We start from the raw sequence: 26004 nt of genomic DNA, 5'->3' as shown, positions 1-26004 counted from the left end.
TTAGTCCCTATCCATTTGATTCCACGGACCGACGCACTTAACTATGTCGGAAGCGGGATACCAAATGAAATGGGTATGACGCTGGCCCGACCGGAGAGACTGCTATGACGACTGCCGTGACCATCAGCGACCGCGCCGCGCGCCGGATTGGGGAGATCCTGACTGGCGAAGGCTCCGGCGCGATGCTGCGCATCTCCGTCGAGGGCGGCGGCTGCTCCGGCTTCCAGTACAAGTTCGACATCGAGCGTGCACGGGGCGAGGACGACCTCGTGATCGAGCGCGACAATGCGGTGGTACTGGTCGATTCCGCCTCGCAGCCGTTCCTGGCGGGCTCCGAGGTCGATTTCGTCGACGATCTGATCGGCGCCTCGTTCCGGGTCAACAACCCGAACGCGACAGCGTCCTGCGGCTGCGGCACCAGTTTTTCGGTCTAGGTCGGCTCAAATCGGAAGAAAAGCCCTGCAAGGTAGCAGGGACGTCGGCACGAGGAATTTCGGCTTTTGCGCGCATGCGGAAGTCCTACTTTAGGGAGCCCAGCCGCAGCCCCGTCGCTCAATGGTCGTTAGGTGTCAGTCGTGACACAATCCCACGCTTGTCCATTGTATCCGATAAGCCAGTTCAAAGCGTAGTGTCTTTCTTCCGTCACGCCAGGCTCGAGAGCTGCCGGTACCTGCTGTCCTTTCATGCGGGCGTTTCTAACAGCCCAGTGATACCTGTAGATTAGATCGGCCTGATCAAGAATGTCGGCGATCGGACGAAGTTTGGAGTCTTCGATGAACTGAGAGGTCGTCCTTTCGGCCATCGTTCCTGCAGCGAAACTCACGTCGCAAATCTGAGCTGGCTTGCCTAGTTGGGACACGAAGCCCAACGCCCAAAGCAGGGTCCAGGCGGCTTCGTGCCTCCAGGTGAATTGAATCCGGTCGTGCTGCGATGGGGAATTGTCGAGCACGAAAGCGAGTTCCTTGGGAGTCAGATGTGGGCGGAGTTCGTATGACTCGAGAAGTCGTTCGACTAATTCTTCCCCAAGTCCTTCACCCTTTGCGGCAACGAAGAGGAGACAGAGAGTTCGGAGCGCGACCTCCTCTTTAGACCGTTTCTGCGCCTCGGCCGCGGTCTCGATAACGGGTAACGCAGCAAAGGAGGGTACGCCCTCGGCTCGAAGTATCCTTTCTGATCTGAGCTTTCTGTTGGCGGCTTCCGCTGTCCCCCCATTCTCCGCTGACATCCTCCCATTCATCACACCAATCCCCCAACGCTTGTCAGACGTACTAATATCACGAGGCCTCTTCGGCTGCGACGGGATCGAGCATGCCTTACCGCTTGGAGCCCGTGCCAGACTGCGGCATCATCGTGCCACGGCGAACGAGTAGCGCCCATCATCGGCCGTGGCGCGCCAATAGCAATTGTCCAATGCGAATTATCGATCGTCTGTTCTCCCGCCTCGCTCTCCTCCTCGCAATCGCGGCCGTCCCGGTGCTTCCCGCGCGCGCGGCCGAAAGCTGCCCGTTCATCAGCGCCAGGGAGCTCGCCGGCGCGATGCCGGCGCTCAAATGGTCACTGATTTCAAATCAGGACGGCCGCGGCTGCATCTATCAGGGCGGGCGCGGCGACACGATGATGCTGACTGTGTTCCGCAATCCCGACAAGGATCGCGCGAAGGAATTGTACGCGACCTTCGTCAAGACGTTGGGCGAGCGCATGCCGCTCAACGCAGTGTCCGGGATCGGCGACGAAAGCCAGGGCGGAACGAGCGCCGCCGGCGCGCAGCGCCAGGAGGCTTCGGTCGTCGCCTTGTCCGGCGATTACATTCTCCAGATCAGCGTCTACCCGATCGGCCGCCGTGCCGATGATGCGCTGCTCGGCCCCCTCTCCGACGTCGCGCGCGTTGCCGTCGGTAACATGAGCAAGACCAGCGAGCGGTTCGGCAGTTGCGAATGGCTCACGACAGCGGATGCCGACGGCTTTCTCGACAAGGGCACGCTGACGGTCGAGCGGACCGGCGCAGGCAGCTGCATGATGTTCGATGGCGAGGCCAACACCATGGTCGTCGCGGTCATCGCAACCTCGCGCGACACCGTCATCAACATGATGAAGCGCGCGGGCCCGTGCACACACGTGACAATACCCGAGCTCGGCGGCGAAGCGTTCGGCGAACATTCCTGCACCAAGGGCAACGGCAACGCCGTCACCATCTATGTCTGGAAGAAAGGCCGGCAGGCGTCGATCCTGTTCGCGCCAGTCAAGCCGCATCCGGAGTCCGGCTCGGTCGAGCGGCTGAAGGCGGTAGCCGGGCGAGTCTATGGAAAACTGTAGCGGCGGCGCATGACCGCCCCGGCGCCCATTTTCGGTCTAGACGCCGGTCATCTGCTTTTCCTCATCGGTCCAGTCGGCTTCGACCGGCAGCTCAAAGTGTGGCTGCAGCGGCGCCTCGTCCGGTGCGACGTGGTTGAGCGCGCGCAGCAGGGCCGTCACCAGCGCTGGCTTGCGCAACGGCTTGGCCAAAAAGTCCGACATCCCCGCCTCGCGGCAGATCTTGACGTCTTCCGGGAAGGCGTTGGCCGTCAAGGCAATGATCGGCAAGAGTTCGAAGCGGCCGCCCTGCGCTCGGATCGCGCGGGTTGCGGCGTGGCCATCCATATCGGGCATGCGCACGTCCATCAACACGACGTCGTAATCGCCTTCGCTCGCGGCCTGCACGGCCTCGACACCGTCGGTCACGACCCGCAAGTCGACGTCGAACTCCCCGAGCATCTTGCTGACGACCATGCGGTTGACCGCATCGTCCTCCGCGACCAAGACCCTTAGCGGCCGATCGAGCGCGGCGATGTGTATCTTGAGCTCCTCCGCTTCGCTGCGCTCGGCCGCCTGCTCCGACACCAGCGCCTGGCTCCACGGCAGCACCAGCGTGAAGCGGAAGGTCGAGCCCTCGCCCGGTGCCGAGGTGACGCCGATTGTGCCGCCCATCTGCTCGATGATGCGCCGGGAGATCGCAAGCCCAAGGCCCGAGCCGCCGAAGCGACGGCTGATCGAGGCGTCGGCCTGCGCAAAATCGCTGAAGAGCTGCCCGACCTTTTCGGGCGCGATGCCGATGCCGCTGTCGGTCACCGCCCACTCCACGGTGGCGAGCAGATCGCGACGCGACTGGCAGGTCGCTGCGATGATGATCTCGCCGCGATCGGTGAACTTCACCGCGTTGGAGGCGAGATTGAGCAGCACCTGCTTGATCCGCGCGACATCGCCGCGCAACGCGTTTGGCAGGTTCGGGTCGAGCTCGACCTTCACCAAGAGCCCTTTGCTCCTGGCGCTGCCGCGCACCACGGCGGCGACGGCTTCAGCCATCGCCTGCGGTGAAAAGTCGATAGCCTCGAATTCGAAGCGGCCAGCCTCGAGCTTCGAGAGGTCGAGGATATCGTTGAGGATGCGCTGGAGATTGTCGCCGGACTCGCGGATCGCAGTGACCGCCTCGTGCTGTTCCGCATCGAGTTTGGTTTCGAGCAGCATGCTGGCGAGGCCGAGCACGCCGTTCATGGGCGTGCGGATCTCGTGGCTCATCACAGCGAGGAAGTTTGATTTCGCGCGGCTCTCGGCCTCCGCCTTTTCCGCGCGCCAGCGCTCGGTGACGTCGCGGCCAAAACCGCGATAGCCGAGGAACTGGCCGTCGCGATCATGCGCCGGCTTCGCCGTCAGCGACCACAGTCGCGGCTCGCCGCCGGCGACGACGCGCACGCTCATCTCGTGCAGCGGCTCGCCATTCTCCATCAACCCGATGATGTTGTAGGCGGTCGTCATGTCGTCCGGACAGAGCATCTCCAGCACGTCGGAGAACAGCGTGCCCTTGAGCAGCGGCAGCGGGAGCTGTGCGACGGCTGCGAAACGTTCCGGCACGTCGGTCAGATGTCCCTCCGCATCGGTCTGCCACAGCCAGTCGCTGGCGTTGTCCTGAAACTCCTTCAGCAATAGCGAGATGATCTCGGTCTGCCGTTCGAGCTCGAGCTGCGCCGTGAGATTGCCGAGGAACAGGTTGCCCTGCGAGACGATGTTGCGTGCCATGAAGAAGGCGAACATCATCAGGAACACCGACGTCACGAGATAGAGACCCGTGCCGCACAACAAGAGCGCGCCGGCGCAGGCGACCGTCATGGTCGCGAGATAGATCAGGCCTGCGCGCGGAAACGTCGAGAGCGTGAAGGCGCCGCCCGAGATCATTCCGACCATCAGGCACGCCAGGATCAGTTGGTGCGTGGGCTCGATCCGGCTGAACAGCGCGAGTGGCAGCGTGCCCCAGATCGCGGCGAGGAAGAACGCCTGCCGCATCATCTGCCCGGTCGCGCGCGCGGATGCCTCCTGCGGCGGGTTCTCGTGCGAGCGCTGCCACGAGCGCACGGCAAGCGAGGCGGCACTCGCCAGCGTAAAGCCCCAGGCGAGCAAGAAGCCGTTCCAGCCGATGCCCCAGAACAGGACCAGCACCATGCCGACGGTCAGCATGTTCACGGCCATGGTCACCGGGATCAACTGCGTCACCGCGTCGATCTGCTTGGCGCGGATGCGGCGCATCTCGCGCTCGCTCAAATCGGCGGTCAGGCCGTCCTCGATCTCGAAGCCGCCGAGCCAGTACAGCAGCGCGCCGATGAAGCCGTCGCGCGGCTGAGCGGTCTGCGCGGATTTTGTGGGCCATGCCATTGCCTGCGAAATTGACCCAGGGCGCGCTTCCATCGGGTTAATTTTCTGGGGGATTTTGTATCTCCGGGAATACCTTCCTTGACGGCGGCGTTTGCAGTTTGTTCTAACGGGGGCCCTGCCCGGAGTGCCCCGCAAATGTCCATCAGAGTAGCCACCTGGAACGTCAATTCGGTCCGGCAGCGGATCGAGCACCTCATGAGCTGGCTCAAGGAGTGCTCGCCCGACATCGTCTGCCTCCAGGAGATCAAATGCGTCGACGAGGCGTTTCCGCGGCTGGAGATCGAGGCGCTCGGCTACAACGTCGTCACCCACGGGCAAAAGACTTTCAACGGCGTGGCGCTGCTGTCGAAACTGCCGTTCGACGAGACCAAATCGGGGCTCGCCGGCGACGACGAGGATGCCCATGCCCGCTTCCTCGAGGGCGTGGTCACGCTGAAGCGCGGCGTACTGCGCATCGCCTGTCTTTATTTGCCCAATGGCAACCCGGTCGGAACCGAGAAATATCCTTACAAGCTCAAATGGATGTCGCGGCTTCTTGAGTATTCGAAGGAGCGGCTTAAGACCGAGGAGCCGTTAATCCTCGCTGGCGACTTCAACGTCATCCCGCACGCCCGCGACGTCCACAATCCCGCGGCCTGGACCGAGGACGCCTTGTTCAAGGCCGAGACGCGCGAGAGCTTCCAGTCCCTGCTCGGCCTTGGCCTCACCGACGCCTTGCGCGCCGTCACCGACGAGCCCGGGCTCTACACCTTCTGGGACTACCAGGCCGGCGCCTGGCAGAAGAATCACGGCCTGCGGATCGACCATCTGCTGCTGTCACCGCAGGCGAGCGACAAGCTCGCCAATGTCGGCATCGACAGCTATGTGCGGGCCTGGGAGAAGCCGTCGGACCACGTGCCGGTGTGGGCGGATCTGGATCTGGAGGCGGCGTGAGCCGGCCGCCGGTCAATTCCGGCGGCCCTGCACCCACTGCTCGAGCATTTGCAGGCACATCGCCCGATCGTCGTCGGAGGCCTTTGCGAAGGCTCTCGTGTAGCCTTCCTTGATCCAGGTCTCGTCGGTCCCGGCGCTGTCACGCGCCAGCGTCAGCCACATCAGGCCACGCGCGGCCTGCCGCGGCAGGCGGTCGCCGTTGAACAGCATCTGTCCGAGCAGCGCCTGAGCCTGATGCTGCCCCTTCTCCGCCGACAGCCTGAGCCAGCGCGCGCCTTGCGTGAACGCTTCGCGCGAACCGTCAGGCGTATTCAGGTAGAGCCGGGCGAGGTCGTACTGCGCATCCGCATTCCCGAAATAGGACGCCGCATAGGAGAACATGTCCCGCGCGCGTTCCTGGTCCGCCTTGATCTTCGAGTTCGGGATGCCGCTGAGATAATAGCGGCCGAGCGCGACGAAGGCGTTGGCCACGATCTGCGCCTGCGGCGCCGACGGGCTGTCCTCGGCATGCGCATTGGCAATCCGGCTGAAATATTCGAATGCGCGGACGTCGTCCTGGGTGACGCCGTCGCCATTGGCGTACATGCGCCCCAGCTTCCACTGCGCGACGGGATGGCCGCCCTCGGCGGCATATTGCAGCGCGGTCAGCGACGAGCTTTCGGACGGCACGGCCTTGCGCAGCGCACCGGCAGCACCGGGCGCCGGCGAAACGACGGGGATCGTGGCGTCTTTCTGATTGACCGGCGCACCGTCGAAGGCGTGCGCGGGCAAGGCCAGCGCCGAGGCCCCCAACACCAACGCAACTATGGTACGCCTAGATGTCCGCATAGCACTGCTTCTCGTGCGCGCCACCGGGATGGGTCACTGCCCCACCGATTGCTGGTCCTACCTGCTGAGCATATTTCCAGAGCGCGCCCGTCGTATGGTTAGTCGCGCGCGCCTGCCATTTGGTCTTGCGTTGAGCGAGCTCGGCGTCGCTCAATTTTACGTTAAGGGTACCGTCGACTGCGTCGATCTCGATGATGTCGCCGTCCTCGAGCAGCCCGATAGGTCCGCCAACGGCCGCTTCGGGGCCGACATGGCCGATGCAGAAGCCGCGGGTGGCGCCGGAGAAGCGGCCGTCGGTGATGAGCGCGATCTTGCCGCCCATGCCCTGCCCGGTCAGCGCCGCTGTGGTCTGGAGCATTTCCCGCATGCCGGGGCCGCCCTTGGGGCCCTCGTAGCGGATCACGATGACTTCGCCTTCCCGATAGGTCCGGTTCTGGACGGCCGCAAAGGCGTCCTCTTCCCGGTCGAAGCATCGAGCCGGGCCGGTAAACCTCAGGTTGGACATTCCCGCGACTTTCACGATCGCACCTTCTGGCGCCAAATTCCCCTTCAGGCCGACCACGCCTCCCGTGACGGTGATCGGTTTGTCTGCCGGGTGCACCACGTCCTGGTGCGGATTCCACTTCACGCTCTTGAGGTTTTCCGCGATCGTTCGGCCAGTGACGGTGAGGCAATCACCGTGAAGGTATCCGTTGTCGAGCAGCGTCTTCATCAGAAGCGGGATGCCGCCAACTTCAAACATGTCTTTGGCGACATAACGGCCGCCCGGCTTCAAATCCGCGACATATGGTGTCTTTTTGAAGATTTCCGCCACGTCGAACAGGTCGAACTTGATTCCGCACTCATGCGCGATCGCAGGTAGGTGCAGTGCAGCATTGGTCGAGCCGCCCGAGGCCGCAACGACGGCAGCCGCATTCTCCAGCGCCTTGCGGGTGACGATGTCGCGCGGACGGATGTTTTGGGCGATCAGGTCCATCACCTTCTCGCCCGCGGTCATGCAGAAGGCGTCGCGGATCTCGTACGGTGCCGGGGCACCGGCCGAATACGGCAGCGCCAGGCCGATGGCCTCGGACACGGTCGCCATGGTGTTGGCGGTGAATTGTGCGCCGCAGGCGCCGGCCGAGGGGCACGCCACGCGCTCGATTTCGTCGAGGTCCTCGTCCGACATGGCGCCGACCGAGTGCTTGCCGACGGCCTCGAACATGTCCTGCACGGTGACCTGCTGCCCGCGGAAATTGCCGGGCAGGATCGAGCCGCCATAGATGAAGATCGAGGGAACGTTGAGACGGACCATCGCCATCATCATGCCCGGCAGCGACTTGTCGCAGCCGGCGAGACCGACGAGGGCGTCATAGGCGTGGCCGCGGACGGTTAGCTCGACGGAATCGGCGATGCATTCGCGCGACGGTAGCGAGGAGCGCATGCCGTCATGGCCCATGGCGATGCCGTCGGTCACGGTGATGGTGCAGAATTCGCGCGGCGTGCCGCCGGCGGACGCAACGCCCTTCTTCACCGCCTGCGCCTGGCGCATCAAGGCGATGTTGCAGGGCGCGGCTTCATTCCAGCAGGAGGCGACGCCGACGAAGGGCTGGTGGATCTGCTCGGTGGTCAGACCCATGGCGTAGAAGTAGGAGCGATGGGGCGCGCGCGCCGGACCTTCCGTCACGTGACGGCTCGGCAGCCTAGCCTTGATGTTCGTCTTGGCGTCCATCGCGAACCAGTTTCCTCGGCCAACTCTTGTCAGACCCGGAAAATCAGACCCAAGATTTGAATCGACCTTGGGATTTCCCTGTCGCCCGCCGGAGCCAGCCGCAGCCCCTAAAACCTTACGAAGATTTTATTCATGCAGGGGTGTGGCCAAAAAGCGGCGCACGTCCAAACGGGCTGGGACGACGGTTAAATCTCACCCGACTGTTGTATCAACGACACATTCGTGGCTCGCAGGCCACGATGAAAGCGACCTAAAGCACCCCTAGACGACGGCGATCGACAACCTGAGATATTCCACCTGCTGCCTTGCAGCTGGCTTCGAAGAGACTCGAGTCGGCCGGCTTGTTACGGGTTCGCTTTTGGCGAAAAACAACCCCATACACAGTAGAACTGCCGTTGTAATGGCACGCCTATTCCGGCAGGCACTCGACGTTGTAGGCGACGATAATCTGCGCAGGATCGGCTCCTCGATGCCGGTTTTTGATTTCTTTGCTATGGCGTCAGGAACGACGGCAGGTAGCGGCCGCAAGCCCGCGCGGCCTATCTGGCGCCCCTAAGCGTGCAGGACGTGGAGCAGGTGACCGTGTTGCCGCGGTCGCAGGCTTTGCAGGCTGCGACGCACTGGTTCATGTCCTTGGGATTGAACGAGCTGTAAAGGCGCATCGGGCAGACCGGCGTGGTGCCCGTGATGTCCTGTTCCGGCTCGCAGCCGGCGACCGTCAGTCCGAGAAGCAATATGACCGCAACAGCCCGCATGGGATCGCCCTGGAGAGCAAGGACAACGCGCCAGTCCATGAGGCCCGTTGCGTCAGCGCCAAGCCCCAGCATTCCCAACGTGGCGAAGCGCGATCGGCGCCCTCCGCCACATCCGCTGAAGGATGCGCGTCATTTCTTAAGAAGGACTTTCGGCCCGGCCCGCCCCATCCACGACGCGAGGCCACGCCTCTCCTGCCCTCAAGCAGCGTGCCTCGTCGCGATGGCCTGCCGCATGTCGGCGGCCAGTTCGCGATAATGCTCCGCGAGCTTGAGGTAGAGTTCCCGTTTGGCCGCGTCGGTTGCAAGCTTGGCGATCAACTCGCATTCGGCGGTGAGCGTCTCGGAACGCTCGAGCCGGTCCTCGAGGTCTGTCATCGGCGTGTCCCCATAAAATACGCCTTCGAACGCGACTCAAAGCCTAAGCCTGCCGGATACGTCACCGCCAACATCGTTATGCGACTGAATCAATTTTTGTCGGCCGCGGCCGTCAGAGGTTAACTGGGCCGCGCACCGACAGATGGCATCCAAGGGATGACGCGCACTGCGGAAGCTACTTCTGCTCCATGCGCCAGGCACCGTCCCAATCGGCTGGCGGATGGGCCTTCAGGATATCGATCCGCGCCAGCAGCGTCCGCGACGGACCGTCGCCGGGCACGAGCTCGAGCGCGGCATTGAAGGCGGTGCGCGCCTCGTCCCAGCGCGCGGCGCGATACGCGGCAAGGCCCTCGGCGTAGCGCGTGCGCAGGCTCTCCATCTGAGCCGCCAACTCGCCCTTTCGCGCCATCACCTCGAACACGCCTTGCGGCACGCTCTGGCCGGCGACGGCGATGCGATCGATCTCGCGTAGCTCAACGCTGTTCTTCAACGCCGCGGCGGTCGCCTGCGCGACCAGGATGCGGCTGCCATAGACCTTATTAGCGGCCTCCAGGCGCGAGGCGAGGTTCACGGCGTCACCCATCACCGTGAAGCTCATCATCAGCTCCGAGCCGATGCTGCCGGTGAGCACCTCGCCGGTGGCAATACCGATGCGCAGGTCGCACTGCGCTGGCATGTGGCGGATGCCGAGCAGATCGGGAAGCTGCTGCTGCAGCGCCGGCACCTGGTCCGCCATGTCGAGCGCGGCGAGGCAGGCGAGCTGGGCCTGCTCGCCCTCCTCGATGAAGGGAGGCCCCCAATAGGCCATGATGGCATCGCCGATATATTTGTCGATGACACCGCGATTGCGCCGGACCGGCGCCGACATGACCGTGAAATAATGGTTCATCACCTTGACGAGGCCGCGCGGCGTCATGCCCTCGCTCATCGCGGTAAAACCGCTCATGTCGCAGAACATGATGGTCATCAGGCGGCGTTCGCCGTCGACGGCGATCTCAGGCCGGTCGATCAGGCCCTGCACGACCTTGGGATCGATGTAGCGGCCGAAGGTTTCCCTGACGCGCTCGTTCTGGCGCAATTGCTCGACCATCCGGTTGAAAGCGCGGGCGAGCTCGCCGATCTCGTCCTGGGTCGAGACGCTGATCGGCTGGTCGAAGCGGCCCGCCTCGACCTCGCGCGTGCCCGCGAGCAACAAGCGCACCGGGCGCGTGATGCCGCTACTGACGAGCCACGCAAACACCAGGCCGACGATCGCGGCAAGCACGGTGACGATGGCGGAGACGATGATCGCCTGGCGCTGATGGCGGATCACGGTCGCGGTGCTGGCAAACACCTGCTTGAGCATGTCGGCACGGATCGCATCGATCCGCTGGCTGAAGAGATCGCGCAGCGACTCGATATGCGTGAGCGTTGCCCGTGCGGATACAAAATCCTTGGCCTCGAGCTGTTTCAGCAGCTTTGCGTTCTCATCGGCAAGTTCGCGGCGGAGCTCCCCGACGGCCGTTTCAATTCGGGCATCGAGCCGACCGAGCGCCGCGTTGTCGGACGGCGTGGCTTCGTCGGCGATGATCTCGTTGATCAGCTTTCGCGCAGAATCCGTCTCGCGCTCGACCAGGGGTTCGGTCTCACGGAAGACGCGCAATTGCGCGGCATAGCCCTCCTCATCCGGCGGCGTCTGCATTTTTGCGATGACCATCCGACGCAGTGCGAGCGCCCGCTCCAGCGAGCGGATGTTGGCCCGGGCCAGGTCGCCATAGGCGGGAATGTAGCGGTTGGTCAGCTCGTCCAGGAGGACGCCCACCCTGCCGGACATCACCATCGACAGCATGGACGTGATCACCATCAGGACGATCAGTCCGAGGGCGATCCCGACGATTTTTCGCCTGATCGTTTGGCTGAACAGCGGCATGGATACGCGACGCGTGAACTTCCGGAGAGAGCTTTGGAACTCATACACCGGATTTGTTCCAGGGAACACGCGCCCAAATCGTTAACGTCAATTTACGATCGAATCTTCACGGGTTCCATTTTCGTTCGCTGCCATTTTTGCCGCAATGTTGCCCGAGCGTGCCGGATTACCACGCGCTGCTGTGGTATCGTTCGTTTCGCTCAAGCCCGCAGGATTCGCGGCTTGGTTTGTGCTGATGGTTTCGCAGGGGGACCATGGAATGAACCAGTGCCTACGCTCGCTTGCGTATGTGTTCGCGTTCGTGTCGCTCGCGCTTCTGTCGACGGAGGCCGGAGCAAAGCCAAAATCCTCCCATCCGAAAAAGACGCACGAGGCCAAGAAGGACTCGAAGGGCGGCAAGCGCGTCGCCGCCAAGCATCGGCATTCCAAGCATGCCACGGCCAAGCGCAAGCCGAAGCCCGTCGATGATGACGATGACGAGGAGACGCCGGCCAAGCCGGCGCTGACCGGCGACCTCGCCGCGCTGAAAGACGCGATCGACCTCGCCCGCAAGGGTAAGACCGACGATGCGACCGCCGCGCGCGACCGGATCGCCGAGCCCGCCGGGCAGAAGCTCGCCGAGTGGTTCATCCTGCGCAATTCGGAGACAACAGCGAACTTCAACCGCTACGCGGCGTTCATCACAGCCAATCCGGAATGGCCGAGCATCCCCCAATTGCGCAGGCGCGCGGAGGCGCGGCTGTGGCAGGAGAAGAGCGACGCCGCAACCGTGCATCGCTTCACCGCCGACCAGCCGCTGACCGGCAAGGGCAAGTTTGCGCTTGCCCGCGCGCTGCTCTCCGAGGGCGACCGCGACGGCGCCCAACGGGTCATCCGTGACGCCTGGCGCACCGACGAATTGTCGGAGCGTAGCGAGGAAGACGCCTACGAACTATTCCGCGACCTGCTGACGTCAGATGACCATCGCGCCCGAATGGACAAGCGCCTCGGCGTCAAGGACTACGCCGGCGCGCGGCGCGCGGCCAAGCATCTCGACGACGATGCGCTCGCGATCGTGAAGGCGTGCTCGGCCGTGACAGGCAAGGCCAACAAGGCCAAGGACTATCTCGACGACGTCTCGACCGATGGCCGCAAGGATCTCGGCTATGTGCTGTGCCGCGCGCAGTGGCACCTGCAGAAGGACCGTGTCGACGACGCCGCGCAGGTGATTTTGGCAGCCAGCCCCGACATGATGGCGGCGCAGGACACCGACGCCTGGTGGCGCGAGCGGCGCCTGATCGCGCGAAAACTGCTCGACCAGGGCAAGTTCACGACGGCCTATGACGTGGTGCGCACCGCGGCGGTGCCGGCGATGGAAGTCTACCGCGTCGACTATCACTTCATGTGCGGCTGGATTGCGCTGCGCTATCTCGACGATCCCAGGACGGCGCTGACGCACTTCGCCTCCATCGACGAGGGCTCGCCGAACCCGCTCGCCTTGTCGCGCGCGCATTACTGGCGCGGTCGCGCGGCCGAGGCGCTCGGTGCCACCGCCGACGCGCGGGCGAGCTACAAGGCGGCCGCCCGCTATCCGACCGCCTATTACGGCCAGCTTGCCCGCGCGCGACTCGGGATCGACCGCATCGAGCTGCGCGCGCCCACGGCCGTGCTCGCCTCCGATACGGCGGCCCCGATGGACGAGCGCGTGCGCGGCGCCGAGATGCTCTACGAGGTCGGCGAGCGCGACGTCGTCTACTACTACGCCGACGACCTCGCCGAGCAGAGCACGGATGCGCGCATGCTCGAAGCGCTCGGCGAACTGGCCGGCCGCCGCAACGACGCCCGCGCCATGCTGGAGATCGGCAAGTCGGCGCTGGCCCGCGGGCTCGCGCTCGATCACTACGCCTTCCCCACCATCGGCATTCCCCCGCACAAGCAGGTCGCGCCCGAGATCGAGCTCAGCATCATCTATGGCGTGGCGCGGACCGAAAGCGCGTTCGACCAGCGCGACAAGTCGCCGGCCAACGCCGTCGGGCTGATGCAGGTGACGCCGGAGGCCGGCCGCGATACTGCAAAGCGCTTCGGCCTCACCTATGACTGGAGCAAGATGGTCTCCGACCCCGTCTACAACACGCAGATGGGCGCCGCCGAGCTCAGCGCGCTGCTGTCGGAATACCGCGGCAACCAGATCATGACCTTCGCCGGCTACAATGCCGGCCGTGGCCGCGTGCGCGAATGGGTGCAGGCGCGCGGCGATCCCCGCGACCCCAAGGTCGATCCTGTCGACTGGGTCGAGCGCATCCCGCTGTCGGAGACGCGCAACTACGTCCAGCGGGTGATGGAGAACGTGCTGGTTTATCGGGTGCGGTTCGAGGGATCAGGCACGGTCGCCGCGAAGTCCGAAGGACGGGTCGGCGCGCAGGAGGTCAGTGCGAAGCCAGCCGCGGTGCCGGTGAGCGCCGGCGCGGATTGAGTCTGTCACGGAGGCTTCGTAGGGTGGGTTAGCCTTGCGACTGCGCGAAGCGCAGTTCGCTGGGCGTAACCCACCTCTTCTGTCGACGCGGAAACCAAAGTGGTGGGTTACGCGGAGCGGACTGCGCTTCGCGCATCCGCCTCGCTAACCCACCCTACGCATTTGCGCAGCCTGCGCCCTAATCCACCTTGATGTCGGCGGCCTTGATGATCGGCCACCATTTGGCGATCTCGGCCTTCTGCTTGGCGCCGAGCGCTTCGGGCGTGAGCTGATCCGGTGGCGGCATTTCGAGGCCGAGGTTTTCCATCTGCTTCTTCACGCCGGGATCGTTCAGCGCGTCAACCGCCGCGGCGTTGAGCTTGGTGACGATGTCCTTCGGCGTGCCCTTCGGCACCCACATTCCCGACCACAGCGTCATGGTGAAACCTTTGAGCCCCGCCTCCTGCGCGGTCGGAATGTCAGGCGCGGAAGCCAGGCGCTTGTCGTCGCTGATGGCATAGGCGCGGATGGTGCCGGCGCGGACCTGGTTGATGGAGTTGGAGGTCTGGTCGACGATGACGTCGATCTGACCGGCGATGAGATCGTTCAGGGCAGGTCCCGTGCCGCGATACGGCACATATTGCAGCTTGATGCCGGTGGCGCTCTCGAAATAAACGCCGGCAATGTGGCTGCCGGAGCCCGCGCCGGCGGTGCCCGCGGTCGCAGGCGCCGGACGCGCCTTGAGCCAGGCGATCAGCTCAGTCAGCGATTTCGCCGGCACGGCGTTCTTGCTGACGACGATCATCGGATTGCTCGGCAGCAGCACCACCGGCATGAGGTCGGCGACGAGATCGTAGCTGAGCTTGTAGACGGCGCCGTTGGCCACATGGGTGCCGAGATGGCCAAACGAAATGGTGTAGCCGTCCGGCGGCGACTGCACGGCGCGCCCGACCCCGATCGAACCGCCGGCGCCGGTGACGTTCTCCACCAGCACGGCCTGCCCCAGCGTCACCTTCATCCGCTCGGCGAGGATGCGCGCCATCGCGTCCGACGGACCGCCGGCCGAGAACGGCACGATGATGGTGATGGGGCGCGAGGGAAAGGTATCCGCACGCGCGACGCCGGTGAACGCGAGAACGGCAAACAAGGCAGCCCAGACAGCTTTTTTCATTGTTCTTCCTCCCGACATCGTTTCTTCTTCGCCTCTCCCCGCTTGCGGAGAGAGGCCGGATCGCATCGTTAGATGCGATCCGGGTGAGGGGGAGTCTCCGCGAGTCCAACTCTCACCGTCCCCGCGGAGACTCCCCCTCACCGCAACCCTCTCCCCGCAAGCGGGGAGAGGGAGAAGTCCTCAGAACTGCGAATAGTCGATCGGCTTGTGACGGTCGAGCGTGCGGGTGACCGGCGGCAGCGGGTACTTCAGCCCGGTCGCGCAATTGAACAGCATCACGCGATCGCTCCTGGTGACGCGGCCGTCGGCAAGGCTCTGCTTGTAGGCGGCATAGGTCGCGGCACCTTCGGGGCACAGCAGCAGCCCCTCCTCGCGCGCGACCTCGTTGAGCGCCGACGAGATCTGGTCGTCGTCGACCGCGATCGCAAAACCCTTGCTCTGCCGCACCGCGCGCAGGATCAAAAAGTCGCCGATCGCCTGCGGCACGCGGATGCCTGACGCGATGGTGTGGGCGTCCTCCCAGCGCGTGGCGTGCTCGGTGCCGGCGTCATAGGCGCGCACCATCGGCGCGCAGCCGGAGGCCTGCACCGCGACCATGCGCGGGCGCTTTGAGCCGATGAAGCCGATCTTCTCGAGCTCGTCAAAAGCCTTCCACATGCCGATCAGGCCGGTGCCGCCGCCGGTCGGATAGAAGATCACGTCCGGCACGTCCCAATTGAGCTGCTCGGCGAGCTCGAGCCCCATCGTTTTCTTGCCCTCGATCCGGTACGGCTCCTTCAAGGTGGACGTATCGAACCAGCCGACCTTGGCCTTGCCCTCGCCGACGATCTTGCCGCAATCGTCGATATAGCCGTTGACGCGGTAGACGGTCGCGCCCTGCAGCTCGATCTCGCTCACGTTCACTTCCGGCGTATCGGCCGGGCAGAAGATCGTGGTCTTGATGCCGCAGGAGGTCGCGTAGGCCGCGAGTGCCGCGCCGGCGTTGCCGTTGGTCGGCATCGCCATGTGCTTGATGCCGAGCGCCTTGCCCATCGACACCGCCATCACGAGCCCGCGGGCCTTGAACGAGCCGGTCGGCAGCCGCCCTTCGTCCTTGACGATGATCTCGCCGCCGCCGAGTTTTGTGCTGAGCTTTGGCAGCCGGATCAGCGGCGTCGTGACCTCGCCGAGCGAGACGATATCCCTGCATTTGCGCACCGGCAGCAGCTCGCGATAGCGCCACATGTCGGCGGGGCGTTGGGCGAGCGCGTCCTTGGTCAGCGCTTTCCTCACCCCCGCGAGGTCGTAGCGGACCAGCAGCGGCTTGCCGGCCTTGGAGAGGTTATGGACCTGGTCGGCGGCGTAGCGGTCGCCCTCCATCGCGCATTCCAGATGCGTGACGAAGGTCGGGCGCTCGATGGTGAGGTTGTCGTTGTCGTGCACGGGTTCTTCCCTTTTCTTGTTTTACTCTGTTCCTGTCGAACCCGTCACCCTGAGGTGCGAACCAAGCGGCGCAGCGCGCCGTGCGGTGAGCCCCGAAGGGCGACGGGCCCCGCTGTAGCATCTCGGCCGTTCATCCTTCGAGGCTTGGCCATCGGTGCTCCGCACCGCCGGCCTCGCACCTCAGGATGACGGGTTACGCGTGTTGCCCGCCGCAACAGGCTAGATATTCAGCACCTTTCCGTAAGCATCCAGCACGGCTTCCTTCATCATCTCCGACAGCGTCGGATGCGGGAAGACCGTGTGCATCAGCTCTTCTTCCGTGGTCTCCAGGTTCATGGCGACGACATACCCCTGAATCAGCTCGGTGACCTCGGCGCCGATCATGTGGGCCCCCAGAAGCTGCCCGGTCTTCTTGTCGAAGATGACTTTGACCAAACCCTGGTCCTCGCCAAGCGCGATCGCCTTGCCGTTGCCGACGAAGGGGAAGCGGCCGACGCGGATTTCGCGGCCGCCTTCCTTTGCCTTGGCCTCAGTGAGACCAACCGAGGCGACCTGCGGATGGCAATAGGTGCAACCCGGGATCATGTTCTTGTCCATGGGATGCGGGTGCAGGCCCTTGATCGCCTCGACGCAGATCACGCCTTCATGCTCGGCCTTGTGCGCCAGCATGGGGGGACCTGCGACGTCGCCGATGGCGTAGATGCCGGGGACATTGGTCTTGCAGAGGCCGTCGATCACGACGCAGCCGCGATCGGTTTTGACCCCGAGCTTTTCGAGGCCTAGGTTCTCGATATTGCCGACGACGCCGACGGCGGAGATCACGCGCTCGAATTCGGTCGTGACCGGCTTGCCCTTGCCGTCGTCGATGGTGGCGACGACGCTGTCGGCCTTCTTGTCGAGCTTCGTCACTTTGGTCGAGGACATGATCTTGATGCCCATCTTCTCAAAGCGTTTTCGCGCCAGCGTCGCGATCTCAGCGTCTTCGACGGGCAGGATCTGCGGCAGCACCTCGACCACGGTCACCTCGGAGCCCATGGTGTGGAAGAACGACGCGAACTCGATGCCGATGGCGCCGGAGCCGACCACCAGCAGCGATTTCGGGATACGATCCGGCACCATCGCTTCAAAATAGGTCCAGACCAGCTTCTTGTCGGGCTCGAGCCCGGGCAGCACGCGCGGCCGCGCGCCGGTCGCGATGATGATGTGCTTGGCCTGATAGCTCCCCTCGCCGAGCGTCCCCTTGGGCGCCTCGACATCGGACTTCTTCACGGTGACCTTGCCGGGCGCGTCGATCGAGGCGGCACCCCATATCACCGAAACCTTGTTCTTCTTCATCAGGAAGCCGACGCCGTCGTTCAGCCGTTTGGAGACGCCGCGCGAGCGCTGCACCACCGCCTTCGGATCGAACGAGATCTTCTCCGCCGACAGGCCGTAATCCTTGGCGTGCTGCATGTAGTGGTAGATCTCGGCCGAGCGCAGCAGCGCCTTGGTCGGGATGCAGCCCCAGTTCAGGCAGATGCCGCCGAGATAGGATTTTTCGACGATCGCGACCTTGAAGCCGAGCTGGGCGGCGCGGATCGCGGTGACGTAGCCGCCGGGACCGGAGCCGATGATGATGATGTCGAAGGATGTGTCGGCCATATGTTACGCACCTGATCTGTTCGCGGACCTAAAGAAGCGCCCCAAATACAGAGCGACGACACCCAGGGTCGGGAAGAGGATGAGCCGGAGCGTACCATCGTGTCTCAACGTGTACCAAGTCGAAAGGCTTGCGAGCCAAAAGAGCAAGCCGGCTATTCCTAAGGAACACAGCCCGAGGAACAGCAGCAATCTCATCCAAGAATGAAACTGCCGCGAGATGGCGTCGGCAACGGAGACAAAAGCGACGATTGGTAGTGCCCACAGGCTCGCGAAAAATGCAGCAGCGAGTATCATTTCCCCCGAACCAGCTAAAGCTGCTGGCGACCCGCTTAAGACCATGAGAGCAAGAAGGTCCCACAACAGAACGCCGAGCAGGAAAAACAAAAAACCCATCACACCATCATCATGACGGGGTTTTCGATCAGCTGCTTGAATGCGCCGATCAGCTCGGCGCCGAGCGCGCCGTCGATGGCGCGGTGATCGCACGACAAGGTCACGCTCATCATATGCGCGATCTCGATCTTGCCGCCGCGCACGACCGGGCGTTCCTCGCTGGTGCCGACCGCCAGGATGGTGGCATGCGGCGGGTTGATCACGGCGGTGAAGTGGCTGATGCCGTACATGCCGAGGTTCGAGACGGCCGTGGTGCCGCCCTGATATTCCTCGGGCTTCAATTTGCGCGAACGGGCGCGCGCGGCAAAATCCTTCATCTCGTTGGAGATGGTGGACAGCGTCTTGGTCTCCGCCTTGCGGATGATCGGCGTGATCAGGCCGCCAGGCATCGCAACGGCAACGCCGACGTCGGAATGATGGTGCTTGACCATGCCGCTTTCGGTCCAGCTCACATTGCAGTTCGGGATTTTTTGCAGCGCGACCGCCATCGCCTTGATGACGAAGTCGTTGACCGAGATCTTGTAGAGCGGCTTCTTCTCCTTGTCCTTCGGCGCGGCCGCATTGATCTCCTCGCGCGCGGCCATCAGCTTGCCGATGTCGCAGTCGATGGTGAGGAAGAAGTGCGGGACGTTCTGGATCGACGCGGTCAGGCGCTGCGCGATGGTGCGGCGCATGCCGTCATGCGGGATGATCTCGTAGGAGCCGGGCTCGAACAGCGACAGGATCTGCTTGTCCGACATGGTCGGCGCGATCGAGGACGCGCCTGAGGGCGCTGCGGCGGGCGCCTTGAGGCCCTTGCCGGATTTCGCCTGCTCGACATCGCGCGCGACGACGCGACCATGCGGGCCGGTGCCGTTGATGGCCGAAATCTGGATGCCGGCATCCTTGGCGAGCCGGCGCGCCAGCGGCGAGGAGAACACGCGGCCGCCCTGCCCGTTGGCTTGCGCGGCGGGAGCAGCAGCAGGTGCCGCGGGCGCGGCGGCAGGAGCCGGAGCAGCCTTCGGTGCGGCCGGCGCTGCAGGCGCAGCGGCGGGAGCCTCGGCCGCCTTCGGCGGCGCGGCGGATGCGCTGGGTTTTGCGGCACCAGCAGCTTTCACGTCTTCGCCTTCACCAGCGAGTACCGCGATCACGTCGTTGACCGGCACGTCCTGCGTGCCCTCAGGCACCAGGATCTTGGCGATTGTGCCTTCGTCGATCGCCTCGACCTCCATGGTGGCCTTGTCGGTCTCGATCTCGGCGATGACGTCGCCGGATTTGACCTTGTCGCCTTCCTTCTTCAGCCACTTGGCGAGGTTGCCCTTCTCCATCGTCGGCGAAAGAGCGGGCATCAGGATGTTGATGGGCATGCTGACCTCACGAAAAACTTTTCAAAAGCTTGAATGCCACGCGCTCAGTGTCCCTTCTGACCACGTGGTGTGGTGGTGCCGATGTCGGTCGGCCGCTGGATTTCCGCCTCGAACATCTCGAGGATTCGACCCAGCGCCTCGTCCTCGGTGTATTCGCTCTCCCGCGCATAGGCGCGCGCGGCATGGCGTGCGAGATCGACGAGCAGCAGGCCCCACATGTCGGGCTCTTCAAAGGCCCGCTGGAACGCCATCGACAGCCCGCCGTCGAGCACGAACACGCGCAGGATCTCGATCGCATCCTCGCGGGCCATGACGTCGGGCGGCAGTGGCTGCTCCTTGGGCCCTGCCATGGTTTACCTGTAGCAGACGGCTTTGGCGGCCTCGACGACTTCGGCCGCCGACGGCAGCGCGAGCTTTTCCAGGTTAGCGGCATAGGGCATCGGCACGTCCTTGCCCGACACGCGCGTCACCGGCGCATCGAGATAGTCGAAGGCGTGCTCCATGATGCGCGCGGCGATCTCGGCGCCGACGCCGCTCTGCGCCCAGCCCTCCTCGACGGTGACGGCGCGGCCGGTCTTCTTGACGGAGTTGATGATGGTCTCGGTGTCCATCGGGCGCAGCGTGCGCAGGTCGATCACCTCGGCCTCGATGCCGTCCTTGGCGAGCTCGTCGGCGGCCTTCAGCGCATAGGTCATGCCGTTCGACCAGGAGATGATGGTGACGTGCGAGCCCGCGCGCACGATGCGCGCCTTGCCGATCGGGATCACGTAGTCGTCGAGCTTCGGCACTTCCCCGGTATGGCCGTAGAGCACCTCGTTCTCGAGGAAGATCACCGGGTTGGGATCGCGGATCGCGGCCTTGAGCAGGCCCTTGTAGTCGGCGGCCGAGAACGGCGCGATGACCTTGAGACCCGGGATGTTCGAGTACCAGGACGAATAGTCCTGGCTGTGCTGCGCGGCGACGCGCGCAGCCGCACCGTTCGGTCCGCGGAACACGATCGAGCAGCCCATCTGGCCGCCGGACATGTAAAGCGTCTTGGCGGCGGAGTTGATGATCTGGTCGATCGCTTGCATGGCGAAATTGAAGGTCATGAACTCGACGATCGGCTTCAACCCGGTCATGGCCGCGCCGACGCCGACGCCCGCAAAGCCGTGCTCGGTGATCGGCGTGTCGATGACGCGCTTGGCGCCGAACTCCTGCAACAGGCCCTGGGTGACCTTGTAGGCGCCCTGATATTCGGCGACCTCTTCGCCCATGACGAAGACGTCCTTGTCGCGGCGCATCTCCTCGGCCATGGCGTCGCGCAGCGCTTCGCGGATGGTCTGCGTCACCATCGCGGTGCCCGCGGGCACTTCGGGATCGGGCTCGGCAACGGCCTGCGGCGCGGCAGTAGCCTTCGGCGCCGAGATCATCGGCTTGCCCTCGCCGACCGGCGAGCGGGATTCGGCAACCTCCTGCGCGACGCTCGGCGCGGGCGCGGCCGGCACCTTGGCGAGATCAGCGGCCGTCTCGCCATCGGCCAAAATGGTTGCGATCGGCGTGTTGACGGCAACGTCGGCGGTCCCCTCGGGGATCAGGATCTTGCCGAGCGTCCCCTCATCGGTCGCCTCGACCTCCATGGTCGCCTTGTCGGTCTCGATCTCGGCGATGACATCGCCCGACTTGATCGTCTCGCCCTCTTTCTTCAGCCATTTGGCGAGGTTGCCCTTTTCCATCGTGGGCGACAACGCGGGCATCAGCACTTGAATTGGCATATCGACTCCAAAAGAAAGCTTGCGCGCGATTAGCGGTAGACGTCGGTCCAGAGCTCGGCGGCATCCGGCTCGGGATCATGCTGGGCGAAGTCGGCTGACGCGTTGACGATGTCGCGCACCTCGGCGTCGATCGCCTTGAGGTCGGCCTCGCTCACCTTGGCCGCCAACAGGCGGTTGCGCACCTGCTCGATCGGGTCCTGGTCGTGGCGGACCTTTTCGACCTCCTCGCGCGTGCGATATTTCGCGGGGTCGGACATCGAGTGGCCGCGATAGCGATAGGTCTGCATCTCCAGGATGAAGGGGCCCTTGCCGGCGCGGCACCAGGCGACCGCCTCATCACCCGCAGCCTTGACCGCGCGCACGTCCATGCCGTCGACCTGCTTGCCCGGGATGTTGAAGGAGGCGCCGCGCTTGGAAAAGTCCTGCTGCGCCGAGGCGCGCGATACCGACGTGCCCATGGCGTAGCGGTTGTTCTCGATGACGTAGATCACCGGCAGCTTCCAGAGCTCCGCCATGTTGAAGCTCTCATAGACCTGACCCTGGTTCGCCGCACCGTCGCCGAAATAGGCGACGCTGACATTGTCGTTGCCGCGATAATGGTTGGCGAAGGCGAGCCCCGTGCCAAGCGAGACCTGGGCGCCGACGATGCCGTGGCCGCCGTAAAACTGCTTCTCCATGCTGAACATGTGCATGGAGCCGCCCTTGCCCTTGGAGTAGCCGCCGCGGCGGCCGGTGAGCTCGGCCATCACGCCGTTGGCATCCATGCCGCAGGCGAGCATGTGGCCGTGGTCGCGGTAGCCGGTGATGACCTGGTCGCCCTGCTTCAGCGCCATCTGCATGCCGACCACCACGGCCTCCTGGCCGATATAGAGGTGGCAGAAACCGCCGATCGCACCCATGCCGTAGAGCTGGCCCGCCTTCTCCTCGAAACGGCGGATCAGGAGCATGTCCCGAAGCGCCTTGAGTTCCTGTTCCTTGGTGAATTCCGGAGGAGAGCTGCCGTTGGTCTTGTCAGCGGCGGCTTTTTTGGGTGAGGCCATGCGAATTCCGGGTCAGAGAAAACTAAGTCCTCTCTAACCCAACTCAAACGCCGGTGAAAGCACCGCAGCGCCGCCATGCGATTTTCATTATGCCGCAGTGCAACGTGGCCGGAAATTTTGCAAAATCTTTTGCGCCGATCGGGCAACAAATCTAATCGCCGTCGCCGCGCGATCAGATTTGTGACCGCGTCAAGAACCTCCGATTGATGAAACAGGACGGGGCCGTGCATGAGCCGTGCCCCGCCAGTCCAGGACGGCGCAATGGGAGAAGATTTTTGCGCCGTCCTGTGTGCCGGATCAGAAGAAGCCGAGCTTCTTCGGGCTGTAGCTGACCAGCAGGTTCTTGGTCTGCTGGTAGTGGTCGAGCATCATCTTGTGGGTCTCGCGTCCGATGCCCGACTGCTTGTAGCCTCCAAACGCCGCATGCGCGGGATAGGCGTGGTAGCAGTTGGTCCAGACGCGGCCGGCCTGGATGGCGCGGCCGAAGCGGTAGCAGCGGTTGGCGTCGCGGCTCCAGACCCCGGCCCCTAAGCCGTAGAGCGTGTCGTTGGCAATCGACAGCGCCTCGTCGTCGTTCCTGAAGGTCGTGACCGAGACGACGGGGCCGAAGATCTCCTCCTGGAAGATCCGCATCTTGTTGTGGCCGTGGAACACGGTCGGCTGGACGTAGAAGCCGCTGGCGAGATCGCCGGACAGGCTGGCGCGCCCGCCGCCGGCCAGAACCTTGGCACCTTCTTGCTTGCCGATGTCGATATAGGAAAGAATTTTCTCCAATTGCTCGCTGGACGCCTGCGCACCGATCATCGTGGCGGCGTCACGGGGGTCGCCCTGAACGATGGCGGCCACGCGCTTCAGCGCCCGTTCCATGAAGCGGTCGTAAATGTCTTCGTGGATCAGCGCCCGGCTCGGACAGGTGCAGACCTCGCCCTGGTTGAGGGCGAACATCACAAAGCCCTCGATCGCCTTGTCGAAGAAGTCGTCATCCTCGGCGGTGACGTCCTTGAAGAAGATGTTCGGCGACTTGCCGCCGAGCTCGAGGGTGACAGGGATCAGGTTCTGGCTGGCATATTGCATGATCAGCCGGCCCGTCGTGGTTTCGCCGGTGAAGGCGATTTTTGCGATCCGCTTGCTGGAGGCGAGCGGCTTGCCGGCCTCGAGGCCAAAGCCGTTGACGATATTGAGGACGCCCGGCGGCAAGAGGTCGCCGATGATCTCGGCAAACACCATGATCGAGGCAGGCGTCTGCTCGGCGGGCTTCAGCACGATGCAGTTGCCGGCGGCCAGGGCCGGAGCGAGCTTCCAGCACGCCATCAGCAGCGGAAAATTCCAGGGGATGATCTGACCGACGACGCCGAGCGGCTCGTGGAAATGATAGGCGACGGTGTCCTCGTCGATCTCGCCGATAGTCCCTTCCTGGCCGCGCACGACGCCGGCGAAATAGCGGAAATGGTCGATCGCGAGCGGCAGGTCGGCGGCACGGGTCTCGCGGATCGGCTTCCCGTTATCCCAGGTCTCGGCGATCGCGAGCCGCTCCAGGTTCTCCTCCATGCGGTCGGCGATCCTGTTGAGGATCAGCGAGCGCTCGGCCGTGCTGGTGCGTCCCCACGCGAGCTTGGCGGCATGCGCGGCGTCGAGCGCAGCTTCGATGTCCTGCTCGTCGGAACGTGCGATCTGACACACCACCTTTCCGGTCACCGGCGAGGTGTTGTCAAAATACTTGCCCGCTTTCGGCGCGACCCATTTGCCGCCGATGAAATTGTCATAGCGCGCGGCGAAGGGAACTTTCGATACGTTGAGGAATTCGACCTTGTTCATGTTCACTCCCGGTGTTGCTGTGTGAGCAATTCGTCGCGGATGTTTCGCGTCCTTGCGACTTGCATCGAAAATGTCGCGGGAGCTGCCTGCTGTCAGCCCGGGCGGGCACGACGGTGCGACCGACCTGTCGCAGAACTGCGACAGATGCTGCGGCCGACATGAGCAATGAAGGAAACTTAGTGCGCGCGCAGCTCGAAGCGCTTGAGCTTGCGATGAAGCGTGGCGCGGCTGACGCCGAGCGCCTTGGCGGCAGCCGAAACATTGCCGCCCGCGCGCAACAGCGCCCGCTGCAACACGGACCGCTGACCACCGGCAAGATGATCGCACACCGTATCGCCACCGAACAGATCGGCTGCGGGCACCGGCTGCCACGGGCGGCCGGGCGCAATCCCCAATCCGACCCGGGCGGATCGGGTTGCGCCTATCACGAGATCGTCGGCATCGACGGCCACGAGGCCGCCGCCCTGCCCCTCCGCCGGCGGCATCAGCACGATGCGGGCATTGGCAAAGGCGTGTCGAAACAGGTCGGCCTCGATGCGCCGCGCAGCCTCGCCCGCGGCAAGCGCAATCAAATTCGAGAACGCGTCGGTGCGATCGGCACGGCAGGAGGAGACGTCGAGCACGCCGGCCAGCACCGCCTCATGGTCGTAGATCGGCACGGCGGTGCAGCTCAACAGCGTGTTGCGGGTGAAGAAGTGCTGGTCGCGGTCGATGGTCAGCGGCCGCTGCTCGACGAGGCAGGTGCCGATGCCGTTGGTGCCTTCGTGCTCCTCGCTCCACAGCGCGCCGGTCCACAGGCCCCAGGATTGGAACGTCGCGTCGTCGGCCGGCGTGCCGCGGCGGTCGACCGGAATGCCCTCGCCGTCGGCGAGCAGCACGCAGCAGCCGGCAGCGCCGACCGCCTGGTAGAGCCGGTCCATCGCACCCTGGGCTGCCGCAAGCAGCGGCGCGATGCGCTCGCGCGCGGAGATGAGCTCGGCGTCGGTGAGCCGGGTCGGCGATCTGTGGCCTGAGGGATCGAGGTGATGCAAACACGAGGAACGGCGCCACGAGGCCACGAGCGCGGAACGTGCCGCCTGGCCCGACGCGATGGCGGCCTCAATACGGGCCGCGTGATGCGGCATTTGCCCGTGCATCACTGTTTCCTCCGAAAGGCAGTCTAGGGTCGTGCCCGCACCGTCAGGTTGATCTGCGTCAACTGCGCAAGACGGCGCGCGTCATGCCATGAACCCGGCTCCCGGCAGCCGTCAAGACGCAACAGGCCTCCGCCGGTACCGACCTTCGACATAGACGACGCATCCGCGCCAGTTTCGTCGCGCGGCTTTCGGCATCAAAGCAGTACGAAAACGCTAGTTCTGGTTGATCAATCGAACCAGATCGTGCGGGTTGGCATATTGGAGCTGGAAGCGCGCCCGCTCGTCCAGCATGTCGGGGTCGATTTTATCCGCCCGCAACAGCGACACCCGCTGCTCGCCCTCGGCCCGCTCCCGCTTCAGCCGCGCCAGCTCGGAGGTCAGCGCGATGATCTCCTGGTCGAGCTCCTGGCGGGCATTCAGGCCGTATTTGCCGGTATAGGCGTTCATGCCGAAATAGCCGACGATCGCGGCAGCGATCGTATAGAGCGCAAGGCCGGTCAGAATCGATTTGAGGCGGGCACGGGTGACCATGACAGCCAAGATCGGCGAGGTCGGTTAACGGAGTGCTAACTCTGCGCACCCCTGTATCCCCTGTCATGCCCGGCCTTGTGCCGGGCATCCACGTTCTTCGCCTCCACAACCAAGAAAGACGTGGATGGCCGGG

21 protein-coding genes are annotated in these 26004 nt (G+C 64.3%); 4 read left to right on the top strand and 17 right to left on the bottom strand.

Going from position 1 to position 26004, the window contains the following annotated elements:
* The first annotated feature begins 104 nt into the window (after positions 1-104).
* A complete protein-coding gene (erpA, locus tag C2U70_RS24920) occupies positions 105-434 on the top strand; it encodes an iron-sulfur cluster insertion protein ErpA (RefSeq protein WP_140981281.1) in 330 nt (109 codons plus the stop codon).
* A 128-nt stretch (positions 435-562) separates the two neighbouring features.
* Here erpA and C2U70_RS24915 read toward each other — a convergent pair whose 3' ends face one another.
* Entirely contained in the window at positions 563-1225 is a 663-nt protein-coding gene (locus C2U70_RS24915; RefSeq protein ID WP_140981280.1) for a DUF4272 domain-containing protein, read from the bottom strand.
* A gap of 185 nt (positions 1226-1410) precedes the next feature.
* Between C2U70_RS24915 and C2U70_RS24910 the strand changes: the two genes are divergently transcribed.
* Positions 1411-2313: a hypothetical protein gene (locus tag C2U70_RS24910; RefSeq protein WP_140981279.1), complete on the top strand. Its 903-nt coding sequence runs from the start codon at positions 1411-1413 to the stop codon at positions 2311-2313.
* A gap of 36 nt (positions 2314-2349) precedes the next feature.
* Here the strand turns inward: C2U70_RS24910 and C2U70_RS24905 are convergent, their stop codons facing one another.
* Positions 2350-4680 (bottom strand): ATP-binding protein, encoded by a 2331-nt coding sequence (locus C2U70_RS24905; RefSeq protein WP_140981278.1) that lies wholly within the window; start codon positions 4678-4680, stop codon positions 2350-2352.
* Between the two features lie 135 nt (positions 4681-4815).
* On the opposite strand from C2U70_RS24905, the gene xth reads away from it, so the two are divergent.
* Complete coding sequence (gene xth / locus C2U70_RS24900) at positions 4816-5613, top strand: exodeoxyribonuclease III (RefSeq protein ID WP_140981277.1); 798 nt, start codon at positions 4816-4818, stop codon at positions 5611-5613.
* A gap of 12 nt (positions 5614-5625) precedes the next feature.
* Here the strand turns inward: xth and C2U70_RS24895 are convergent, their stop codons facing one another.
* From C2U70_RS24895 to C2U70_RS24880, 5 genes are all read right to left on the bottom strand, one after another.
* Entirely contained in the window at positions 5626-6441 is an 816-nt protein-coding gene (locus C2U70_RS24895) for a tetratricopeptide repeat protein (protein ID WP_140981276.1), read from the bottom strand.
* Positions 6428-8152 carry a dihydroxy-acid dehydratase gene (gene ilvD / locus C2U70_RS24890; RefSeq protein WP_140981275.1) on the bottom strand — a complete coding sequence of 575 codons (1725 nt, stop codon included), beginning with the start codon at positions 8150-8152 and terminating at the stop codon, positions 6428-6430. The genes C2U70_RS24895 and ilvD overlap by 14 nt, the downstream gene beginning before the upstream one ends.
* 539 nt (positions 8153-8691) lie before the next feature.
* Complete coding sequence (locus C2U70_RS24885) at positions 8692-8907, bottom strand: hypothetical protein (RefSeq protein ID WP_140981274.1); 216 nt, start codon at positions 8905-8907, stop codon at positions 8692-8694.
* A gap of 198 nt (positions 8908-9105) precedes the next feature.
* On the bottom strand, positions 9106-9282 hold the full coding sequence (locus C2U70_RS33155) for a hypothetical protein (RefSeq protein ID WP_186294450.1): 177 nt from the start codon (positions 9280-9282) through the stop codon (positions 9106-9108).
* 175 nt (positions 9283-9457) lie between these two features.
* The gene (locus C2U70_RS24880) at positions 9458-11191 is read right to left on the bottom strand and encodes an adenylate/guanylate cyclase domain-containing protein (protein WP_140981273.1); all 1734 of its coding nucleotides are present in this window, start codon (positions 11189-11191) and stop codon (positions 9458-9460) included.
* A 259-nt stretch (positions 11192-11450) separates the two neighbouring features.
* On the opposite strand from C2U70_RS24880, the gene C2U70_RS24875 reads away from it, so the two are divergent.
* A complete protein-coding gene (locus C2U70_RS24875; RefSeq protein ID WP_140981272.1) occupies positions 11451-13643 on the top strand; it encodes a lytic transglycosylase domain-containing protein in 2193 nt (730 codons plus the stop codon).
* A 178-nt stretch (positions 13644-13821) separates the two neighbouring features.
* Here C2U70_RS24875 and C2U70_RS24870 read toward each other — a convergent pair whose 3' ends face one another.
* From C2U70_RS24870 to C2U70_RS24820, 10 genes are all read right to left on the bottom strand, one after another.
* Positions 13822-14793, bottom strand: a complete 972-nt coding sequence (locus tag C2U70_RS24870; protein ID WP_140981271.1) for a tripartite tricarboxylate transporter substrate binding protein BugD — start codon at positions 14791-14793, stop codon at positions 13822-13824.
* A gap of 180 nt (positions 14794-14973) precedes the next feature.
* Positions 14974-16215 (bottom strand): threonine synthase, encoded by a 1242-nt coding sequence (locus C2U70_RS24860; RefSeq protein ID WP_140981269.1) that lies wholly within the window; start codon positions 16213-16215, stop codon positions 14974-14976.
* Between the two features lie 219 nt (positions 16216-16434).
* The gene (gene lpdA, locus C2U70_RS24855; RefSeq protein WP_140981268.1) at positions 16435-17856 is read right to left on the bottom strand and encodes a dihydrolipoyl dehydrogenase; all 1422 of its coding nucleotides are present in this window, start codon (positions 17854-17856) and stop codon (positions 16435-16437) included.
* 392 nt (positions 17857-18248) lie between these two features.
* Entirely contained in the window at positions 18249-19595 is a 1347-nt protein-coding gene (locus C2U70_RS24850) for a pyruvate dehydrogenase complex dihydrolipoamide acetyltransferase (protein WP_140981267.1), read from the bottom strand.
* A 44-nt stretch (positions 19596-19639) separates the two neighbouring features.
* Positions 19640-19945 (bottom strand): DUF5076 domain-containing protein, encoded by a 306-nt coding sequence (locus C2U70_RS24845; RefSeq protein WP_140981266.1) that lies wholly within the window; start codon positions 19943-19945, stop codon positions 19640-19642.
* Positions 19946-19948: 3 nt separating this feature from the next.
* On the bottom strand, positions 19949-21349 hold the full coding sequence (locus tag C2U70_RS24840) for a pyruvate dehydrogenase complex E1 component subunit beta (RefSeq protein ID WP_140981265.1): 1401 nt from the start codon (positions 21347-21349) through the stop codon (positions 19949-19951).
* A 29-nt stretch (positions 21350-21378) separates the two neighbouring features.
* The gene (pdhA, locus tag C2U70_RS24835) at positions 21379-22389 is read right to left on the bottom strand and encodes a pyruvate dehydrogenase (acetyl-transferring) E1 component subunit alpha (protein WP_140981264.1); all 1011 of its coding nucleotides are present in this window, start codon (positions 22387-22389) and stop codon (positions 21379-21381) included.
* 297 nt (positions 22390-22686) lie between these two features.
* Entirely contained in the window at positions 22687-24204 is a 1518-nt protein-coding gene (gene adh / locus C2U70_RS24830; protein ID WP_140981263.1) for an aldehyde dehydrogenase, read from the bottom strand.
* A gap of 176 nt (positions 24205-24380) precedes the next feature.
* Positions 24381-25340: a GAF domain-containing protein gene (locus C2U70_RS24825; RefSeq protein ID WP_186294449.1), complete on the bottom strand. Its 960-nt coding sequence runs from the start codon at positions 25338-25340 to the stop codon at positions 24381-24383.
* Between the two features lie 213 nt (positions 25341-25553).
* Positions 25554-25871 carry an FtsB family cell division protein gene (locus C2U70_RS24820; RefSeq protein ID WP_140981261.1) on the bottom strand — a complete coding sequence of 106 codons (318 nt, stop codon included), beginning with the start codon at positions 25869-25871 and terminating at the stop codon, positions 25554-25556.
* Positions 25872-26004 lie beyond the last annotated feature (133 nt).

This window comes from Bradyrhizobium guangdongense, assembly GCF_006483445.1.
Lineage (GTDB): Bacteria > Pseudomonadota > Alphaproteobacteria > Rhizobiales > Xanthobacteraceae > Bradyrhizobium > Bradyrhizobium guangdongense_A.
The sequence above is the reverse complement of the archived record's forward strand: the minus strand, read 5'-3'. Positions and strand labels throughout refer to the sequence as shown.

What these genes read in the sequence shown, in the direction of transcription:
- erpA (WP_140981281.1), top strand. Translation starts at nt 105, where the DNA reads ATGACGACTGCCGTGACCATCAGCGACCGCGCCGCGCGCCGGATTGGG.
- C2U70_RS24915 (WP_140981280.1), bottom strand. Translation starts at nt 1,225, where the DNA reads ATGTCAGCGGAGAATGGGGGGACAGCGGAAGCCGCCAACAGAAAGCTC.
- C2U70_RS24910 (WP_140981279.1), top strand. Translation starts at nt 1,411, where the DNA reads ATGCGAATTATCGATCGTCTGTTCTCCCGCCTCGCTCTCCTCCTCGCA.
- C2U70_RS24905 (WP_140981278.1), bottom strand. Translation starts at nt 4,680, where the DNA reads ATGGCATGGCCCACAAAATCCGCGCAGACCGCTCAGCCGCGCGACGGC.
- xth (WP_140981277.1), top strand. Translation starts at nt 4,816, where the DNA reads ATGTCCATCAGAGTAGCCACCTGGAACGTCAATTCGGTCCGGCAGCGG.
- C2U70_RS24895 (WP_140981276.1), bottom strand. Translation starts at nt 6,441, where the DNA reads ATGCGGACATCTAGGCGTACCATAGTTGCGTTGGTGTTGGGGGCCTCG.
- ilvD (WP_140981275.1), bottom strand. Translation starts at nt 8,152, where the DNA reads ATGGACGCCAAGACGAACATCAAGGCTAGGCTGCCGAGCCGTCACGTG.
- C2U70_RS24885 (WP_140981274.1), bottom strand. Translation starts at nt 8,907, where the DNA reads ATGCGGGCTGTTGCGGTCATATTGCTTCTCGGACTGACGGTCGCCGGC.
- C2U70_RS33155 (WP_186294450.1), bottom strand. Translation starts at nt 9,282, where the DNA reads ATGACAGACCTCGAGGACCGGCTCGAGCGTTCCGAGACGCTCACCGCC.
- C2U70_RS24880 (WP_140981273.1), bottom strand. Translation starts at nt 11,191, where the DNA reads ATGCCGCTGTTCAGCCAAACGATCAGGCGAAAAATCGTCGGGATCGCC.
- C2U70_RS24875 (WP_140981272.1), top strand. Translation starts at nt 11,451, where the DNA reads ATGAACCAGTGCCTACGCTCGCTTGCGTATGTGTTCGCGTTCGTGTCG.
- C2U70_RS24870 (WP_140981271.1), bottom strand. Translation starts at nt 14,793, where the DNA reads ATGAAAAAAGCTGTCTGGGCTGCCTTGTTTGCCGTTCTCGCGTTCACC.
- lpdA (WP_140981268.1), bottom strand. Translation starts at nt 17,856, where the DNA reads ATGGCCGACACATCCTTCGACATCATCATCATCGGCTCCGGTCCCGGC.
- C2U70_RS24850 (WP_140981267.1), bottom strand. Translation starts at nt 19,595, where the DNA reads ATGCCCATCAACATCCTGATGCCCGCTCTTTCGCCGACGATGGAGAAG.
- C2U70_RS24845 (WP_140981266.1), bottom strand. Translation starts at nt 19,945, where the DNA reads ATGGCAGGGCCCAAGGAGCAGCCACTGCCGCCCGACGTCATGGCCCGC.
- C2U70_RS24840 (WP_140981265.1), bottom strand. Translation starts at nt 21,349, where the DNA reads ATGCCAATTCAAGTGCTGATGCCCGCGTTGTCGCCCACGATGGAAAAG.
- pdhA (WP_140981264.1), bottom strand. Translation starts at nt 22,389, where the DNA reads ATGGCCTCACCCAAAAAAGCCGCCGCTGACAAGACCAACGGCAGCTCT.
- adh (WP_140981263.1), bottom strand. Translation starts at nt 24,204, where the DNA reads ATGAACAAGGTCGAATTCCTCAACGTATCGAAAGTTCCCTTCGCCGCG.
- C2U70_RS24825 (WP_186294449.1), bottom strand. Translation starts at nt 25,340, where the DNA reads ATGCACGGGCAAATGCCGCATCACGCGGCCCGTATTGAGGCCGCCATC.
- C2U70_RS24820 (WP_140981261.1), bottom strand. Translation starts at nt 25,871, where the DNA reads ATGGTCACCCGTGCCCGCCTCAAATCGATTCTGACCGGCCTTGCGCTC.